General features: G+C 69.1%; 13 protein-coding genes. 3 read left to right on the forward strand and 10 right to left on the reverse strand.

Annotation, left to right across the window (positions count from 1 at the left end):
- Nucleotides 1-59 precede the first annotated feature (59 nt).
- A complete protein-coding gene (locus AB0M01_RS19645; RefSeq protein ID WP_363671326.1) occupies nucleotides 60-869 on the forward strand; it encodes an ATP-binding cassette domain-containing protein in 810 nt (269 codons plus the stop codon).
- A complete protein-coding gene (locus AB0M01_RS19650) occupies nucleotides 866-2,164 on the forward strand; it encodes a sugar ABC transporter permease (protein ID WP_363671328.1) in 1,299 nt (432 codons plus the stop codon). The genes AB0M01_RS19645 and AB0M01_RS19650 overlap by 4 nt, the downstream gene beginning before the upstream one ends.
- 116 nt (nucleotides 2,165-2,280) lie before the next feature.
- Here the strand turns inward: AB0M01_RS19650 and AB0M01_RS19655 are convergent, their stop codons facing one another.
- The 4 genes from AB0M01_RS19655 to AB0M01_RS19670 are packed head-to-tail and all read right to left on the reverse strand — an operon-like array spanning nucleotide 2,281 to nucleotide 5,908.
- Nucleotides 2,281-3,084 (reverse strand): IclR family transcriptional regulator C-terminal domain-containing protein, encoded by an 804-nt coding sequence (locus AB0M01_RS19655; protein ID WP_363671330.1) that lies wholly within the window; start codon nucleotides 3,082-3,084, stop codon nucleotides 2,281-2,283.
- Between the two features lie 59 nt (nucleotides 3,085-3,143).
- A complete protein-coding gene (locus tag AB0M01_RS19660; protein ID WP_363671332.1) occupies nucleotides 3,144-3,845 on the reverse strand; it encodes an iron-sulfur cluster assembly protein in 702 nt (233 codons plus the stop codon).
- Nucleotides 3,842-4,870 (reverse strand): amidohydrolase family protein, encoded by a 1,029-nt coding sequence (locus tag AB0M01_RS19665; protein ID WP_363671334.1) that lies wholly within the window; start codon nucleotides 4,868-4,870, stop codon nucleotides 3,842-3,844. The genes AB0M01_RS19660 and AB0M01_RS19665 overlap by 4 nt, the downstream gene beginning before the upstream one ends.
- Before the next feature lie 9 nt (nucleotides 4,871-4,879).
- A complete protein-coding gene (locus tag AB0M01_RS19670; RefSeq protein ID WP_363671336.1) occupies nucleotides 4,880-5,908 on the reverse strand; it encodes an NAD(P)-dependent alcohol dehydrogenase in 1,029 nt (342 codons plus the stop codon).
- A gap of 149 nt (nucleotides 5,909-6,057) precedes the next feature.
- Between AB0M01_RS19670 and dnaN the strand changes: the two genes are divergently transcribed.
- Entirely contained in the window at nucleotides 6,058-7,149 is a 1,092-nt protein-coding gene (dnaN, locus tag AB0M01_RS19675) for a DNA polymerase III subunit beta (RefSeq protein WP_363671338.1), read from the forward strand.
- Between the two features lie 69 nt (nucleotides 7,150-7,218).
- Here the strand turns inward: dnaN and AB0M01_RS19680 are convergent, their stop codons facing one another.
- The 6 genes from AB0M01_RS19680 to AB0M01_RS19705 form a co-directional block, all read right to left on the reverse strand.
- Nucleotides 7,219-8,280, reverse strand: a complete 1,062-nt coding sequence (locus tag AB0M01_RS19680) for a dipeptide ABC transporter ATP-binding protein (RefSeq protein ID WP_363671340.1) — start codon at nucleotides 8,278-8,280, stop codon at nucleotides 7,219-7,221.
- Nucleotides 8,281-8,288: 8 nt separating this feature from the next.
- A complete protein-coding gene (locus AB0M01_RS19685; protein WP_363671342.1) occupies nucleotides 8,289-9,395 on the reverse strand; it encodes an ABC transporter ATP-binding protein in 1,107 nt (368 codons plus the stop codon).
- A 38-nt stretch (nucleotides 9,396-9,433) separates the two neighbouring features.
- A complete protein-coding gene (locus AB0M01_RS19690) occupies nucleotides 9,434-10,426 on the reverse strand; it encodes an ABC transporter permease (RefSeq protein WP_363671344.1) in 993 nt (330 codons plus the stop codon).
- Between the two features lie 89 nt (nucleotides 10,427-10,515).
- Nucleotides 10,516-12,273: an ABC transporter substrate-binding protein gene (locus AB0M01_RS19695; protein ID WP_363671346.1), complete on the reverse strand. Its 1,758-nt coding sequence runs from the start codon at nucleotides 12,271-12,273 to the stop codon at nucleotides 10,516-10,518.
- Between the two features lie 40 nt (nucleotides 12,274-12,313).
- A complete protein-coding gene (locus AB0M01_RS19700) occupies nucleotides 12,314-13,321 on the reverse strand; it encodes an ABC transporter permease (protein ID WP_363671348.1) in 1,008 nt (335 codons plus the stop codon).
- A gap of 366 nt (nucleotides 13,322-13,687) precedes the next feature.
- Nucleotides 13,688-16,540, reverse strand: a complete 2,853-nt coding sequence (locus AB0M01_RS19705; RefSeq protein WP_363671350.1) for a BTAD domain-containing putative transcriptional regulator — start codon at nucleotides 16,538-16,540, stop codon at nucleotides 13,688-13,690.
- Between the last annotated feature and the right edge of the window lie 238 nt (nucleotides 16,541-16,778).

The following is a 16,778-nucleotide window of genomic DNA, read 5'->3' on the forward strand; positions in this document are numbered from 1 at the left end:
GGAGGCCGGGGGTGCCACCGGGGTCACGGCCGGGAACGAACCTCTCAGGAGCTGAATCGATGACTGTCACACCCACCCCCTCACGCACCGGCACCGTGCTGGCGCTGCGGGGTGTCTCCAAGCGCTTCGGCGCGGTCCAGGCCTTGAAGAACATCGAGCTGGACGTCCGGGCCGGCGAGGTGCTGGCCCTGGTCGGCGACAACGGCGCCGGCAAGTCGACGCTGGTCAAGACCATCGCCGGCGTCTACACCGCCGACGACGGCACGATGGTCTTCGACGGCCAGGAGGTCCGGGTCGGCAGCCCCGCCGAGGCGCAGCAGCTCGGGATCGCCACCGTCTTCCAGGACCTGGCCCTGTGCGACAACCTCGACGTGGTCGCGAACCTGTACCTCGGCCGCGAGCTCCGCAAGGGCACCGTGCTCGACGAGGTCGAGATGGAGCGCTCCTCCTGGGAGCTGCTGCGCCAGCTGTCGGCGAAGATCCCGAGCGTCCGGATCCCGGTGGCCAGCCTGTCCGGCGGCCAGCGGCAGACCGTCGCGATCGCCCGCAGCCTGCTCGGCGACCCGAAGGTCGTGATGCTCGACGAGCCGACCGCGGCGCTCGGCGTCGCGCAGACCGCCGAGGTGCTGAACCTGGTCGAGCGGCTGCGCGAGCGCGGTCTCGCGGTGATCCTGATCAGCCACAACATGGCCGACGTGATGGCCGTCGCCGACCGGGTCGCCGTGCTGCGGCTGGGCCGCAACAACGGCATCTTCACGGTCAGCGAGACCAAGACACAGGACATCATCGCCGCCATCACCGGCGCGACGGACAACGCGGTCTCCGAGCGCGCGGCGCGCCGGACGCACGAGGAAGGCGCCGCATCATGAGCACCCCGGTCGACGGTTCGAAGGCACCCGTGCAGGACACCGTGCCCGCCGTACCCACCAACGGCTCCGCGCTGCCGGCAGACCTGCAGGACGAGCGGCTGATCGCCAGCCACGGGATCAGCGGGGCGGTGTCGGCGTTCACCGCGCGGCTGCGCACCGGTGACCTCGGCTCGGTCCCGGTCGTGGTCGGGCTGATCATCATCTGGGCGGTCTTCCAGATCGCCAACAGCAACTTCCTGTCCAGCCGCAACCTGGTCAACCTGACCCTGCAGACCACGTCGGTCGGCGTGATCGCGATCGGGATCGTGCTGGTCCTGCTGCTCGGTGAGATCGACCTGTCGGTCGGTTCGGTGAGCGGTCTGGCGGCCGCCGTACTGGGTGTCACGTTCGTCAACAAGGGCTGGCCGCTGGTCCTCTCGCTGGTCGTCGGCGTGCTGCTCGGCCTGGTGATCGGGTTGTTCTACGGCACGCTCTACAACAGGTTCGGTGTCCCGAGCTTCGTGATCACGCTGGCCGGTCTGCTCGGCTTCCTCGGCCTGCAGCTGCTGGTGCTCGGCAAGGAGGGCTCGCTCAACCTGCCGTTCGACTCCGCGCTGGTCGGGTTCGCCACCCGGAGCTTCCTGTCGCCGGTGCTGGCCTACGTGCTGGTCGCGGTCGTCGTCGCCGTGTACGCGCTGACCCGGCTGCGCGCCCGAGGCGCCCGCGCCGCCGCCGGTCTGTCCGCGGCCCCGACGTCGATGATCGCGATCAAGGCTGCCGCCCTGGCCCTGGTCCTGCTCATCCCGGTCCTGGTGCTGAACGGCGACCGCGGGGTCTCGTCGATGTTCGTGCTGTTCCTGGCCCTGGTGATGGCCACCGACTTCGCGATCCGCAAGACCCGCTGGGGCCGCTCGGTGATGGCGGTCGGCGGCAACGTCGAGGCGGCCCGCCGGGCCGGTATCAACGTCCGGTTCATCTACCTGTCGGTCTTCGCCGCCTGCTCCACCTTCGCCGCCGTCGGCGGGCTGCTCGCGGCAGCCCGGCTGGTCGCGGTGAACCAGAGCAGCGGTGGCGCCGACACCAACCTGAACGCGATCGCCGCCGCCGTCATCGGCGGCACCAGCCTGTTCGGCGGCCGCGGTTCGGCGTACTCGGCACTGCTCGGCGCGCTGGTGATCATGTCGATCTCCAACGGCCTGGCGCTGCTCAGCCTGGACTCCAGCGTCCGCTACATGGTCACCGCCGGCGTCCTCCTGGTCGCCGTCACGATCGACTCGCTCAGCCGCCGCAGCCGCCAGGCGCACGGCCGAGCCTAGAAGCCCGGTGGGCTGCTGTCTGAATCCCCTGCATCGGCAGCAGCCCGCCGTTCCAATCCATCCCCTCCCCTGCAGGACAGGCCGCCGTCTCCGCCCGGACGGCGGCCTGTTCGTTCCTACAGCGCGTTGACCGCCCGGGTCGCCACCAGCGCGCCACGCCGTACGGCGCGTTCCAGCGCCCAGCGGCGAGCCGCGAAGTCCGCCGAGGGCAGCGAGATCGCCACCGACGCCAGTACGACGCCCGCCGACGAACGGACCGGCGCGGCCAGGCAGGACAGGCCGTCCTGGAACTCGCCGATCTCCAGCGCCACGCCGGAGCGGCGGACCTTGTCCAGGTGGGTCTCCAGCGTCGGGCGGTCGGTCATCGTGCTCGCCGTGCACTGCCGCAGGCCGACCCGGTCCAGGTAGGCGCCGCGAGCCTGCTCGCTCATCGCCGCGAGCATCACCTTGCCGAACGCCGTCGCGTGCGTCGCCTGGTGGAAGCCGATGTCCAGCACCTGCACCCGCGGCCGCCGTTCGGAGTCGACGACGTGCGCGATCACGACGTCGACCTCGCGGTACACCGCGTAGTACGCCGCCGCGTCGGCCTCCAGGTGCAGCCGCCGTACGGCGGACGCGATCAGCGGCGGGACCTCGAGCTGCCGCTGCAGCCCCTGCTCGAGCAGGCGGACCCGGTAGCCGAGGCCGAAGCGGTGGTCCTGCGCGAGGTGTACCAGGTAGCCGGACTCGGTGAGCGTCGCCAGCAGGTGGTACGCCGAGGGCAGCGCGAGCTCGAGGTGCGCGGCGATCTCCTTGGCGGTGACGCCGTCACGGCTGGCGGCGACGAACTCCATCGCCTTCAGCGCCCGCGACACCGACTGCACCGTCCCGGCGGCCGGCGTACCGGTGGCCGCGGGTGGGTCGAAAGGGTGCGCGGGCATGCTCACCCTGACAGCCTGCCCTGAAACCAGCGCGGGCGCACCGCCGTTCCGCGCGGCCTTCACCCGACCGCCTGGTCGACACCCGGCGGCCGCGGCAGCCCGTACCGCACGCTGAGCAGCCCGCGGCAGAGCCCGGAGTTCCCCTCGATGCTGATCCGGGTGGTTTTCGCCATCCGCAGCTGGAGCGGCAGGTCGACCGCGGTGATCGGTGTGCCGTCGTCCTGGACGAGCAGAGCGGACTCGCGACCACTGGACAGGCCCAAGTCGTCCCGTCTCCGCAGCAGTCGCTCCAGCTCTACAGAGGACTCCAGTGCCTCCTCTGCCTCCCCCAGCGTCGTGTCCGCGAGGGTGAGCATCGTCCAGCCCGCTTTGAGAAGCCGGGTGGCGACCTGTTCCTGGCAAGCCCGGTGCGCCTTGCGCCGGAAGGTCTGGCGCAGCTCCTCCAGCTCCCCGTCGGCGAGCCCGGGGAACGAGCCTTCGAAGCCCCGGGAAGCGGCGACGCCGGAGTTGATCTCGTCGGAGGCGAAGTGGTCCTCCAAGCGGATCACCACCTTCGTCACACCAGGGACCGCGGCGACGGCGTCGTACGCGTCGGCGACCATCAGGTAGGCGAAGTTCGGTGCGCAGAAGTACGTCGGCAGCCGCAACTCCACCTCGACCTCGCCGTCGTGCTCCTCGATCCTCGCGACGAACCCCAGCTCGGTGATCGGTGCGTCGAGCTCGGGGTCGCGCACCGTCGCGAGGGCTTCGGTGATCCTCATGCGACACGCACCGGCTCGGAGCCGACCGCACCGTCGGCCGACTCGGGCAGCCGCAGCTCGGCGGGTACGTCGAGGTCGTACAGCTTGGCCGCGTTCAGCCCGAGGATCTTCTTCTTCGCCGCGACCGTCAGCTCCGGGTACTCGGTCAGCTCGGGCGGGTAGGAGAAGTCCACGAAGCGCTCGATCAGCCAGGCCGGGGTCCAGATCGCGTAGTCGCTGGCGAAGGTGATCCGGTCCTCGCCGATCCAGTACAGCAGCTCGCCGATGATCTGGGCGAAGTACTTGGGCCGGCTGTGGATGAACGGCATCGCGACCGCCAGACCGCCGTACACGTTCGGCTCCTGGGTCGCGATCCAGCAGAAGTCCTCCAACCGCGGCAGCCCGACGTGCTCGACGATGAAGTTCAGCCCGGGGAACGCCGACGCGACATCGTCCACGTCCGCGACGTCGAACGCGTCCCGGTTCAGCGGGTAGATGGTCGGGCCCTTGTGGATGTGGACGTTCTTGATGCCCAGCTCCTCGCACTTCTCCAGGTACCGGTACGACCACGGGTCGGTCAGCTTCCAGCCCTTCGAGTCGCCCTTCCACTCCGCGGTGTAGAGCTTCACCCCGCGCAGGTTCCAGCGCTCCGACAGCTCGGCCAGCTTGTCCAGGCCCGCCTCGCCGTCGCGCGGGTCCCAGGCACCGTTGACGATGAACTTGTCGGGATGCCGCTCGGCCAGTACGCCGTCCTGCTCGGTCGTGTTGAACCCGTTGACGTAGAAGTCGGTCAGGTACGTCGGCTGGAAGATCGCCCGGTCGACGTACCCGTCGGTGAACAGGTCCTTGATGATCCTGTCCTCGGACTGCTTGTGGAACTCCTCCAGCGTCCAGACCTTGTCGGCCGGCGACAGGTTGCGGTGGTAGTCGTAGAAGCAGTTGATGAAGCCCTCGCCGTACCGGTTGGCCTGGTTGGCCGGAGTCGCGTCCCACGCGTGCACGTGGCTGTCGACGACGAAGTAGTCGTTGCCGTCCTTGCTGTACATGGGATCTCCTCAGCTCGTCAGGATCGCGCGGCCGCCGGGGACCCGGCCGCCGTCCAGGTCGTCCAGCGCGGTCAGCGCGTCGTCCAGGGAGTACTGCTGGGTGGCCAGCCGGACCCGGCCCTGCGCGGCCAGCTCCATCAGGTCGGCCAGGTCGTTGTACGAGCCGACCAGGTTGCCGACCACGTTGATCTCGCGGGAGATCACGTCGATGGTCGGGACGTCGACCTTGCCGCCGTACCCGATCACGAAGTACGAGCCGGAGTTCCGGGTCATCGCGACGCCGTCGGCCTCGGTGCCGTTCTCGCCGACGAAGTCGAGCACCACCTGGGCGCCCGCCCCGCCGGTCTGCTCCAGCACCTCCTCGACCTGACCGCCGTCGCTGAGCACGGTGGAGTAGGCGCCGAGCGCGAGCGCCTTGTCGAGCACCTCCTGGGAGCGGTCGACGACGATCACCTTCGACGGCGTCATCGCGACCAGGCACTGCAGACCGATGTGCCCGAGGCCGCCTGCACCGATCATCACCACCCGGTCGGCCGGGTGCAGCAGCGGGACCGCTTTGCGGACCGCGTGGTACGCCGTGAGCCCGGCGTCGGCGAGCGCCGCGACGTCGGCCGGCGCCAGGCCGTCGTCGAGCTTGACGATCGAGCGCACCGACGTACGGAGGTACTCGGCCATGCCGCCGTCGGTGTTGATGCCCGGGAAGAGCGAGTCGCCGCAGTGCACGTCGTCACCGGCGCGGCAGGCCCGGCACAGTCCACACGTCACCAGCGGGTGGAGGATCACCTTGTCGCCCGGCCGGACCGCCGACACCGCGGCACCGACCTCCTGCACGGTCCCGGCGTTCTCGTGGCCGATCACGTACGGCAGCGCGACCCCGCTCTTGGCGGCCCACTGCCCTTCGATGATGTGCAGATCGGTCCGGCAGACGCCCGCGGCGTCCACCTTCACGATCACGTCGAGCGGCCCCTGCAGGCCCGGGTCGGGGATGTCGTCGAGGGTGGGTGGTTTGCCGTACTCGTGCACGCGCACTGCCTTCACCGTGGCCACAACCTTTCGGGGTCTGCGATGGTCGTCCGATGGTCGCGGTGCCTCCCGGCGCACCGGAAGAGGCGTTATCGCCTTCCGATAACGCCCCTTCGACCTAGCTGAAGGTTTCCTCCGCCGGGTGGGTTCCTAGGCTCCCGCGGATGAAGCTCGTAGCAGATCAGCAGCAGCTGGCCGCCGCCGTCGGGTGGGTCGCCAAGGGACTCCCCCAGCGCACCAGTACGCCGGTGCTGCTGGGCCTGCTGCTCACCGCCGGCGCCACTCGTACGACGGTCGCGGCGACCGACCACGCGATGGCGGCTGAAGTCGGGCTCGACTGCCAGGTCGATGCCGAAGGCACCTGTCTGGTCCCGGGGCGGATGCTCGCGGAGATCGCGAAGCTGCTGCCGCCGGGGCCGGTCACACTGAGCACGGTCGACAACAGATGCGTGATCCGGAGCCGCGACGCTGTCTACTCACTCCCGTTGCTTCCGGTGGCCGACTACCCGGAAAACCCTTCAACCGAAGGAGAAACCGGCACAGCTGTGGACGCGGTTGAGTTCGCGGTCGCCGTTCAGCAGGTCGGGGTCTCTGCCGCTCGTGACGACGTGGTGCCTGCTTTGTCCGGCATCAATCTCAGCTTCTCCGGCGGCGCCGTCGAGCTCGCTGCCACCGATCGGTACCGGTTGGGGATCGCTCAGGTTCCGGTCAGCGAGCCGGTGGAGTTCGAGGCGCTGGTGCCGGCCAGAACCCTGGCCGAGCTGAGCCGGGGGTTCGCGGCGGACGGCGGCCAGGTGCAGCTGTCGCTGTCCGAGGAAACCCTCCTGCTCCGCAACCACGACCGCTCGGCCTGGGTCCGCACGCTGAGCGGCCCGTACCTCCCCTACCGCCGGATCGTCCCGGACGACACCCCGATCACCACCACCGTCGACCGGATCGCGCTGCGCGACGTGGTGAAGCGGCTGAGCGTCGTCGCCGACGGGATGACCCCGATCTGGCTCGAGTACGGCGAACGCTCGGTCCGCGTGCACGCGGGCTCGGGCGACGACGCGGCCGGCGCCGAGACCGTCCCGATCACCCACGAAGGCGACCCGCTGACGGTCGCGTTCACCGCGCAACTGCTGCTCGACGCGATCAACTCGTTCGGGAGCGAGCAACTGACGATGTCCTACACAGGAGGGCGCAAACCGGCGGTGCTGACCGGAGAACAGAACTACTTGCACGTGATCACGCCTCGGCTACTTCCGCAGACCTGAAAAGCGGAAGCCGCTGGAACACAGCTCGGCCCCGCCTGCAGGCAGCAGGCGGGGCCGAGGTGAGCGTGCTCAGGCCGTGGCGGCGGTCAGGTCGACCTTCGGCTCGGCGAAGTGGCAGGCCACGGTCTGGCCGCCGGACGAGCGCGGCTTGATCTCCAGCAGCGGCTCCTGGGTGGCGCAGATGTCCTCCGCCTTCCAGCACCGGGTGCGGAACCGGCAGCCGCTCGGCGGGTCGATCGGCGACGGGACGTCCCCGACCAGCCGGATCCGCTCCTTCGGCGGGACGCCACGGATCGTGCCCAGGTCGGGCGCGGCCGACAGCAGCGCCTGCGTGTACGGGTGCTGCGGCGCGGTGTAGATCTGCTCCCGCGGGCCCTGCTCGACGATCTTGCCCAGGTACATCACGGCGACGGTGTCGCAGAAGTGCCGGACCACGCCGAGGTCGTGCGCGATGAAGACGAACGCGATGCCCAGGTCGCGGCGCAGGTCCTCCATCAGGTTCATCACCTGGGCCTGGATCGACACGTCCAGCGCCGAGACCGGCTCGTCGGCGATGATCACCTCGGGCTCGACCGCGAGCGCCCGGGCGATCCCGATCCGCTGCCGCTGACCGCCGGAGAACTCGTTCGGGTACCGGTTGTGGTGCTCGGGGTTCAGGCCGACCCGCTCCAGCAGCTCCTGGACGCGCGCCAGCTCCTTGCCCTTCTTCACCAGATTGTGCACCCGCAACGGCGTACTGATGATGTTGCTGACCGTCTGCCGCGGGTTCAGCGAGCTGTACGGGTCCTGGAAGACGATCTGCAGCTCCCGGCGGAACGGGCGCAGCTCGCGCTCCTTCATCCGGGCGATGTCGGTGCCCTTGAACAGGATCTGGCCGGCCGTCGGGGTGAGCAGCCGGGTGATCATCCGGCCGGTGGTCGACTTGCCGCAGCCGGACTCGCCGACCAGGCCGAGGCTGCCGCCCGGGGCCAGGTCGAAGCTGACGCCGTCGACGGCCTGGACCACCTTGCGGGTCCGGCCCAGCCCGGCGGCCTCCTTGATCGGGAAGTGCATCTTGAGGTCGCGGACCTGCAGCAGCGGCGTACCCTGCTGGCTCCGGGCGGCCGGGGTGTTTTGCACGGGGTTGCTCATCTCTCTCCTCAGCCCAGTCTCGGAGCGACCTCGGCCTCGTAGATCGAGGCCTTGTCGTGCAGGTGGCAGCGGGACGTGTGCGCGCCGGCGCCGTCGACCGGCAGCAGCTCGGGCAGCTCGGTGGTGCAGCGCTCGCCCTTGACCCGCTCCTGGTAGGGGCAGCGGGGGTTGAACGAGCACCCGCTCGGCAGGTTCAGCAGGCTCGGCGGCAGGCCCTTGATCGGGCGCAGCTTCTCGCTGGCCGCCGACACCGTCGGGATCGACTCCAGCAGGCCCCAGGTGTAGGGCATCCGCGGGTTGGCCAGCACGTCCTCGGCGGTGCCGTACTCGACGCAGCGGCCGGCGTACATCACCAGCACGTCGTCGGCCATCTCGGCCACCACGCCGAGGTCGTGCGTGATCAGCACGATCGCCGAGCCGAACTCCTTCTGCAGGTTGTTCAGCAGGTCCAGGATCTGCGCCTGGACGGTGACGTCGAGCGCGGTGGTCGGCTCGTCGGCGATCACCAGCTTCGGGTCGTTGACCAGGCCCATCGCGATCATCGCGCGCTGCCGCATGCCGCCGGAGAACTCGTGCGGGTACTGCTTGAACCGGCGCTGCGGGTTCGGGATGCCGACCAGGTCGAGCATCTCCAGGGCGCGCTTCTTGGCCACGTCCTTGGAGACCTTGTGGTGCACCAGGTACGCCTCGGCGATCTGGTTGCCGACCGTGTAGAGCGGGTGCAGCGACGACTGCGGGTCCTGGAAGACCATCGAGACGGCGTCGCCGCGGACCTTCATCAGCTCGTTCTCGGGCAGGCCGACGATCTCGTCGCCACCGAGCTTGATCGAGCCGGTGATCCGGGTCCGCCTGGGGTCGTGCAGGCCCATCACGGCCATGCTGGAGACCGACTTGCCGGAGCCGGACTCGCCGACGATGGCCAGCGTCTTGCCCAGCGGTACGGCGTACGACAGGCCGTTGACGGCGCTGACCAGGCCGTCGGCGGTCGGGAACTTGACGGTGAGGTCGGTGACCTCGAGGTACGGCGTCTCGCCGCTGGGGCTGAGCGAGGCCTGCCGGCGCTCGCGGGTCGCGATCGACGGACCGCGCGGGGTGTCGGCTGCGGAGTCGCTCATGGTGGAACTGTCCTTCCCGGGCTCGTTGACTGGGGTGCTCACGACAGCCTCACCCGCGGGTCGACGATGCTGTAGGCGATGTCGACCAGGAAGTTCATCGAGACCAGGATCACCGAGGCGATCAGCACGGTGCCCATGATCACCGGCAGGTCGTAGCTCTGCAGGCTCTCCAGCACCAGGTTGCCCAGGCCGGGCAGGTCGAAGATCCGCTCGGTGAAGATGGCACCGGCCAGCGAGCCGGCGATGTCCAGGCCGAAGATCGTGATCACCGGGATCAGGCCGGAGCGCAGGGCGTGCTTGTAGGTCACCTTGCGGTCCGACAGGCCCTTGGCCCGGGCGGTACGGATGTAGTCCTCGCTGAGCGTCTCGACCATCGAGCCGCGCGAGTAGCGCGCGTACTGCGTGCAGTTGTAGACCCCGATCACCAGCCACGGGGTCAGCAACCCGAGGAACCACTTGCCCGGGTTGTCCGACAGTGGCGTGTAGCCACCGCGGGGCAGGATCGGGTAGAGGATCGTGAGGTAGAGCGACACCATCAGGGCGACGATGTAGAACGGCACCGAGCTGAGCACCAGCGTGCTGGTCATCAGCACCCGGTCACCGGTGCTGCCGCGTCTCTTCGCGGCCATCGAGCCGACGAAGACACCGATCGTCAGCACCAGGACGGCGTACCCGGCGACCAGCGACACCGTGACCGGCAGCCGGTCCTTCAGCATCTGGGTCACCGGCCGGTCGTTCTTGAACGAGAAGCCCAGGCAGGGCGCCTTGCAGTCCTGCTGGACACCGGCGGTCTCGAAGGTCCGCCCGGCGAAGATCCCCGCCGTGTACTCGGCGAACTGCTGCACCTTGGGTTTGTCGAGGTGCAGGTTCTCCTTGATCTCGTTGTAGCGCTCCTGGGTGCAGTTGCGCTCACCGCAGATCGCCGCGGCCGGGTCGGTCGGGGCGACGAAGAACAGCGTGAAGGTCGCGATGAGCGTGACCAGTACCACGCTGAGCGCGCTCACCAGCCGGCGCGCCACGAAGTAGAGCACGGGGGTTTCTCCTCACCGATCGGGGTGGTGACCGAACCGAGGTCCGGTCACCACCCCACCATCAGATGATCAGACTGCTAGGGAACCGATCAGGGCTGCTTCAGGTAGATCGAGGTGAACTCGGGCATGCCCTGGGTGACGTCGTTGATGACGTGACCGAGGTTCTTGCCGATCGGGAACGCGCTCGCGCTGTAGTACAGCGGAACGGCCGGCAGGTAGTCCTGCAGGATCTTCTTGTCGATCTTCGTCCACTCCGTCAGCTGCTCGTCCGGGGTCAGCGCCGCGACCCGGTCGATCTCGGCGTCCAGGGTCTTGTCCTGGATCATGCCGATGCTGTTGCTGAGCTTGACCGCGTCGGACTTGAACAGGACCGGGAACCAGGAGGTACCGGCCGGCCAGTCGGAGCACCAGCCCGCGGGGCCCTGGCCGATGTTGACCGGAGCGCTCGGGTCGTTGGTCAGGGTGCGGATCTTGGCCTTCGGGACACCGACCGACTTGACCTTGAAGCCGGCCGCGGTGAACGCCTGGGTCCACAGCTGGTTCTGGTTCTGCCGGATCTTGTCGTCGTTGGAGTAGTACCAGGCCAGCTCGAAGTTCTCCTTGCCGAGCTCCTTGAGCTTGGCCTTGATCTCCGACGCGACGGCCGGGTCCTCGGCGCCCTTACCGGTTCCGGTCAGGCCCGGCAGCTCGAACTTCTCGTAGCCCGGGACGGCCGGCGGCAGGATCGTCGAGGCCGGGATGGCGGTGTCCGGGGTCAGACCGCGGACCTTGCGCCAGGACTCGAACGGGAAGGCCTGCGCGATCAGCTTGCGCACCTCGAGCGGGATCTTGCGGGTGTCCAGGCCGAGCACCGAGGTGCACGGCGACTGGCCGCGGATGATCTGGCTCTGGTCCTTGACCTCGGGCACCAGGGTGGCGTCCAGGTTGCTGTAGCTCAGCGCGTTCGCGTCGGCCCCGTTGCTGGCCAGCACCTGGCGCTGCACCTTCAGCAGGTCCTGCGAGAACTTGAAGTCCCACTTGTCGACGTACTGGTGGCGGACCGGGTCGGAGTTGGCGTCCCAGTTCGGGTTCTTGGTCAGCTTCAGCTGGGTCCCGGCGGTGTAGCTCTCCACCATGTACGGACCGGTCGCCATCGGCTTCTGGTCGTAGGACTGCTTGGTGTCCTTGGCCTTCGGGATCGGCGTGAACATCGGGAACGCCGCGTAGAACGGAAGGTCGTCGAACTTCTTGCGCAGGTGGATGATCAGCGTGGACGCGTCCGGGGTCTCGACGCCGGAGTAGTTGTCCCCGCTGGCGTACGGGCCCTCGTACTTGTCGCCGTCCTTGAAGAACTCGGTCTGGTACGTCGGTCCGGCGTCGTACAGGTCGTGCGCGAAGGAACGCTTGATCGCGTACGCGTAGTCCTTGATGTCGATCGGCGAGCCGTCCATGTACTTCAGGCCCTGCTTGATCTTGAACGTCCAGGTCAGGCCGTCGGCCGACTTGGTGCCAAGGTCCTCGGCGAGGTCCGGAACGAGGATCGGCTTACCGGTCTTGTCGTCCAGCTTGTACTGGGTCAGCGCCCGGTACATCAGCTTGCCGATCTGGTTGCCGTCGACGTAGTAGATGTTGGTCGGGTCGAAGGTGTCCGGCGTGACGTCGGACAGCACCGTGACGGTGCCACCCTTCTTCGCGCCCTCGACCTCCGGGGCCGGGCCCTTCAGGGTCGGGTCGGTCGCCTTCTCCTGCGCCTTGCCCGCGTCGCCCGTGTTTCCGTTGCCGCTGCCGTTGTTCGACGACGGGCTCCCACAGGCCACGGCGGCCAGCATGACCGTCGCCGCGACAGCGGTGATCCGCTTCCACTGCATTGTTGTCTTTCTCCTTTTCTGCCGCTGGGGCAACGCCGGGCTACCGGCGAGTCTTCGGGTCGAAGGCGTCCCGGACCGCGTCACCCAGCAGGGCGAGGGCCAGTACCAGCGCGGTGATGCCGATCACCGGCAGCCACAGGTAGAGAGGGTCGGCCTTGAACCAGTTGGTGGCGGTGGCGATCGTCTGACCCCAGGACGGGATCGGCTCGATCAGCCCGACGCCGAGGAACGAGAGCCCCGCTTCGGCCGTCACGTACGCCGGCAGCGCCAGCGACGCCGAGATCACGATCGGCGCGACCAGGTTCGGCAGCAGCTCCTTGAACAGCACCTGCCGGGTCGGGACCCCGATCGCCTTGGCCGCGAGCACGAACTCCCGCTCGCGCAGGGAGAGCACCTCACCGCGGATGATCCGCGCCAGGCCCGCCCAGCCGAAGAACGACAGGACGAAGATCAGCACGAAGAACCGGGTCGAGGCCTGCTCGTCCGGAGTCAGGTTGAACGAACCGCCGCGCATGTTCTCCACGATCGGCACCAGCGCGATCGCGAACAGCAGGTAGGGCAGGCTCAGCACGAAGTCGATGACCCAGGAGATGACCCGGTCGACCCAGCCGCCGAGGAACCCGGCCAGCAGGCCCATCACCACGCCGACCGCGGTGCCGAACAACGTCGCGACGAACGCGACGATCAGCGACGGGCGGGCGCCGTAGACCCAGCGCGCGAAGTTGTCGCGGCCGGTCTTCGGCTCGACGCCGAACCAGTGGTCGGGGGTGATCCCGATCGTCGGGAAGCCGTACTCGTCGACCAGGCTCGGGTTGAAGGTGCTGATGTCGGAACCCTCGAGCTTGGCCAGCAGCGGCGCGAAGACCGCGACCAGCACGAAGAACACCACCACGCACACACAGATCACCGCGACCCGGTCCTTGCGGAGCCGGTCCATCGCGATCCGGGCCGGCGATTTCCCGTGCGCCACACTCGCGTCGCGTACGGGCTCCGCCGACGACGGGTGGTCCTCGACACCTACGGTCGAGTCGGGTGAACCGATGCTCATTCGCACTCCGTCAGCTCTGTCAGCCAGATTCCGGGGACGGGACCGGCCACGGTCTGTAGATCGCGCCGCTCCCCGGTCAGGGAACTAGGTGCAGCAAGGTGCAGCCGAAATCCCTTGACAACGACCGGCGCCACACCGCGCGCTAGCCTGCCCGACACATCTCGGCCAAACCAGCGGCTTCCGGCAGCAGTGTACAAATCGTTACCGGAACGAGTACCGGGGCGGTACATTTGGAACGAATGTTCACGCTGAGCGACCGATGATCGACAATTTGCGGCGGCACAGCACCGACAATGGCCATTTTGTGCCAGATTGTCACGGACAGTGCAGGAATCCGATCCCTCGGTCGAACCTCACCCACAGTGATCAAGTGCCTGATTGAGCAAGTCCCAGCTGGCGGCGGAGCTCCTGACTTCCGGGGAGGTATCCGGACCCGGTCATCGCCGCGATCCCCTCGGCCAGCAGCCGGCAGCCTTCGGCGCGGTCGCCACCACGCACCGCCAGCCATGCTCGGGCGCTCCGGAGCTGCACATCGCCCCACTGGTCCGGTCGCTCGGCGAACACCTCGGCGGCATGATCGAACAGGTGCCGGGCGCTGGTCAGGTCGCCTCGCAGCATGCTCACCCGGCCTTCGCCGATGTCCACGTGGGCCCGGCCCAGCTCGTCCCCGAGCCTGTCGACGATCTCCGCCGCCTCGGCGACGACCTGCTCGAGCTCGCTCAGGTGCTCGGCCCCCTGGTCCGGTCCGCTGGCCAGCACCTCGGCGAACAGCACCAGCCGGATGGCGTGCAGCCTGGTTCCCGGCGCGGAGACACCGCGCAGCCGCCGTCTGGCCTCGATCGCCTCGGGCAACCGGTCGAGGCCGGCGAGGCCCGCGCTGAGGTGGTCCAGCGCTCGTCCCTCGGCGCCGGCAGGGTCCTGGCAAGCCTCGGTCAGGGCCAGGATCTGCTCGGCCGCGGCGATTGCGCCCTCGTAGTCGGCCACCTCCTCGGCGAGGTAGGCGAGCTGTGCGAGCGCCGCCGCCTGTTGATCCGGGTCGCCGGTGCGTTCAGCGGCGTTCAGCACCCGCTGCCCGATCTCGCGGAGGAACTCGGTCGGAGCGTTGGCCTGTGCCAGTGCGGCGAACCGTCGCCGCAGTACCTCCACCTCGAGATCCGGCCCGGCGTCGGCCCCCGTGACCGCCGCATCCGCGACGGCGAGCACGTGCTGCCGCAGCTCGCGGTGATCCCGGAGCATCAGGTGGTCCGCGAGGCGCAGGGCCAGTGCCGCGGCCAGCCACGGCCGTTCGGACGCAAGCTCGACCGCCGCGGCGATCACCGGAGCCTCCAGCTCGAGCCAGTCAGCGCCTGCCGCTGCGGCGAGGTCCGTCTCGACGAGTGGGCGTCCCCGTCCTGCATCGAGTTCGAGGCGCTTGGTGAGGATCTGCCCGATTGCCTCCCCCGCGATCGCCAGCAGCCGCAGCACCGCCTGCAGATACCGGACCTCGACCGTCTCGCGGTCGGTGACCGTGCTCAGCTCCTCGACCGCCCGCGCACGCACCAGCGCGTGCAGCCCGTACGTCGGTGGGCTGATCCGCCGCGGCTGGACCAGCCCCAGCGCGACCAGCTCGTTCAGGATCCCCCGCGCCGGTTGCTCGTCCAGGTCGAGCAGCGGCGCCGCGACCCAGGCCGAGAACTCGTCGGCGCCGATCAGCGCCAGGTAGCCGAAAAGGCGGCGGGCGGTCTCCCCCGCGGTTCGCAGCGTCAGGTCGAGGCTGGCTCGTACGGCGCGGTCACCGGCGACCAGGTAGTCGAGGCGGCTCGTCTCGTCGGCCAGGGAGCGGACCACGTCGGCGACGTCCTCACGGATCAGGCTCAGCCGCGACCCGACGATCCGCAGCGCGAGTGGGAGCCCGACGCAGTAGTCGACGATCTCCTGCAGCTCCTCCGCCGGGCGGCCGGAGAGTGCGGCCAGCAGCTCCGCGCTGGTTGCGTCGTCGAGTGCGGTGATCTCCTGGTGGACAGCGTCCTCCAGCCCGAGCAGCGGCCGTCGCGACGTGACGACTACGGCACACCTGCTGTCAGCGGGCAGCAACGGCCGCAACTGACCGGCGTCCGCTGCGTCGTCGAGCACCAGCAGCACCGCCTTGCCGGCCACAGTGGAACGGAGCAGCGCTGCCCTCTCCTCCAGCGACTCCGGCACGGACTCGATGCCCAGCGAACGCAGCAGCCGTCCAAGCAGGAGGTGGGGCGGCACCGGCTCACCGTTGATGTCCTGGAGCCGGGCGAACAGCTGCCCGTCGGGGAACTCAGCCGCCAGTGTGTGGCCGAGCCGCACGGCTGTGGCGGACTTGCCTGTCCCGGCAGCGCCGTACAGGCAGACGACAGCGGGCGGGCCGCTGCGCTGTTGCAGTACGCCGGTCAGCTCAGCCAGTACGTCGTCCCGCCCCATCAGTACGCCGATGTCGGCGGGTAGCTCGCGAGGACCTGACTCGGCCTCCCGGAAGTCCAGGGACTCGTCCTGCCGCAGGATCGCGACCTGGAGGTCGCGCAACTTCTGCCCGGGCTCGACACCCAACTCGTCGGACAGGTGCCGAACCAGGTCGGCGTACGCCGCCAGCGCCTCTGTCTGGCGACCAGACCGGTACAGCGCCAACATTCGGGTCGCAGCGAGTGACTCCCGGGTCGGCTGTTCGGCTGTGAGCTCGGCCAGCTCGGGCAGGACCTCACGGTGGCGTCCCAGAGCCAACTCGGTGGTCAGCCGCAGCTCCTGCGCCGCCCAGCGGGATTCGTCGAGGCCTGCGCACAGGCGTCGGCGTACGTCTTCGGAGGCGACGTCGGCCAGCGCCGGGCCTCGCCAGAGCGCCAATGCGTCGGTCAGGAGCTTGTGGCGCTGCTCCAGATCCCCCAGCGGCTTGGCCTGCTCGACGAGCGCAGCGAACAGCTCTACGTCGGTGCGACCGCTCGGAGCGTCGACGGCGTAGCCGTGCGGGCTGCTGACCAGCTTGCTGTCCCCGGTCGCCAGCACTGCGCGGAGGCGCGAAACGTATACCTGCAGCGCGCGCTTGGGACTACCCGGCAACTCCTCCGGCCAGAGCAGCTCGATGAGGCGGTCGGCAGGCACCGCCTTGCCCGACTCCAGCAACAGGACGGCAAGCAGCAGGCGTTCCTGCCTGCGCTTCAGCTCGACCTGCTGCCCTTCCATCCAGATCTGGACCGGCCCAAGCAGTCGGAACTCCACGGACGCAGCGTAGTGCGGTGGTAAGAGCCGGGTAACAACCCGCCCGCATGCTGTCCGCTCAGCCTCCCCGGAAGCGAGTGACGCGTGCACAGACCATGGACTGCCATTGCAGCCGGGCTCGCCCTGCTGACCGGCATGCTGCTGACGGGCGCCCCCGGCAACAGCTGGTGCGGGACGGCAGCGGCGCCGCAGGCCCACTGTCGTGGGAGTGCGGCGCCGCGACTTCCGATCGGCCCCC

Source organism: Kribbella sp. NPDC051770 (assembly GCF_040681455.1).
Classification (GTDB): domain Bacteria; phylum Actinomycetota; class Actinomycetes; order Propionibacteriales; family Kribbellaceae; genus Kribbella.

Bases quoted from the DNA above. Each gene is read 5' to 3' on its own strand.
- dnaN (WP_363671338.1), top strand. From the start codon at position 6,058: ATGAAGCTCGTAGCAGATCAGCAGCAGCTGGCCGCCGCCGTCGGGTGG.
- AB0M01_RS19645 (WP_363671326.1), top strand. From the start codon at position 60: ATGACTGTCACACCCACCCCCTCACGCACCGGCACCGTGCTGGCGCTG.
- AB0M01_RS19655 (WP_363671330.1), bottom strand. From the start codon at position 3,084: ATGCCCGCGCACCCTTTCGACCCACCCGCGGCCACCGGTACGCCGGCC.
- AB0M01_RS19695 (WP_363671346.1), bottom strand. From the start codon at position 12,273: ATGCAGTGGAAGCGGATCACCGCTGTCGCGGCGACGGTCATGCTGGCC.
- AB0M01_RS19665 (WP_363671334.1), bottom strand. From the start codon at position 4,870: ATGTACAGCAAGGACGGCAACGACTACTTCGTCGTCGACAGCCACGTG.
- AB0M01_RS19680 (WP_363671340.1), bottom strand. From the start codon at position 8,280: ATGAGCAACCCCGTGCAAAACACCCCGGCCGCCCGGAGCCAGCAGGGT.
- AB0M01_RS19685 (WP_363671342.1), bottom strand. From the start codon at position 9,395: ATGAGCGACTCCGCAGCCGACACCCCGCGCGGTCCGTCGATCGCGACC.
- AB0M01_RS19650 (WP_363671328.1), top strand. From the start codon at position 866: ATGAGCACCCCGGTCGACGGTTCGAAGGCACCCGTGCAGGACACCGTG.
- AB0M01_RS19660 (WP_363671332.1), bottom strand. From the start codon at position 3,845: ATGAGGATCACCGAAGCCCTCGCGACGGTGCGCGACCCCGAGCTCGAC.
- AB0M01_RS19700 (WP_363671348.1), bottom strand. From the start codon at position 13,321: ATGAGCATCGGTTCACCCGACTCGACCGTAGGTGTCGAGGACCACCCG.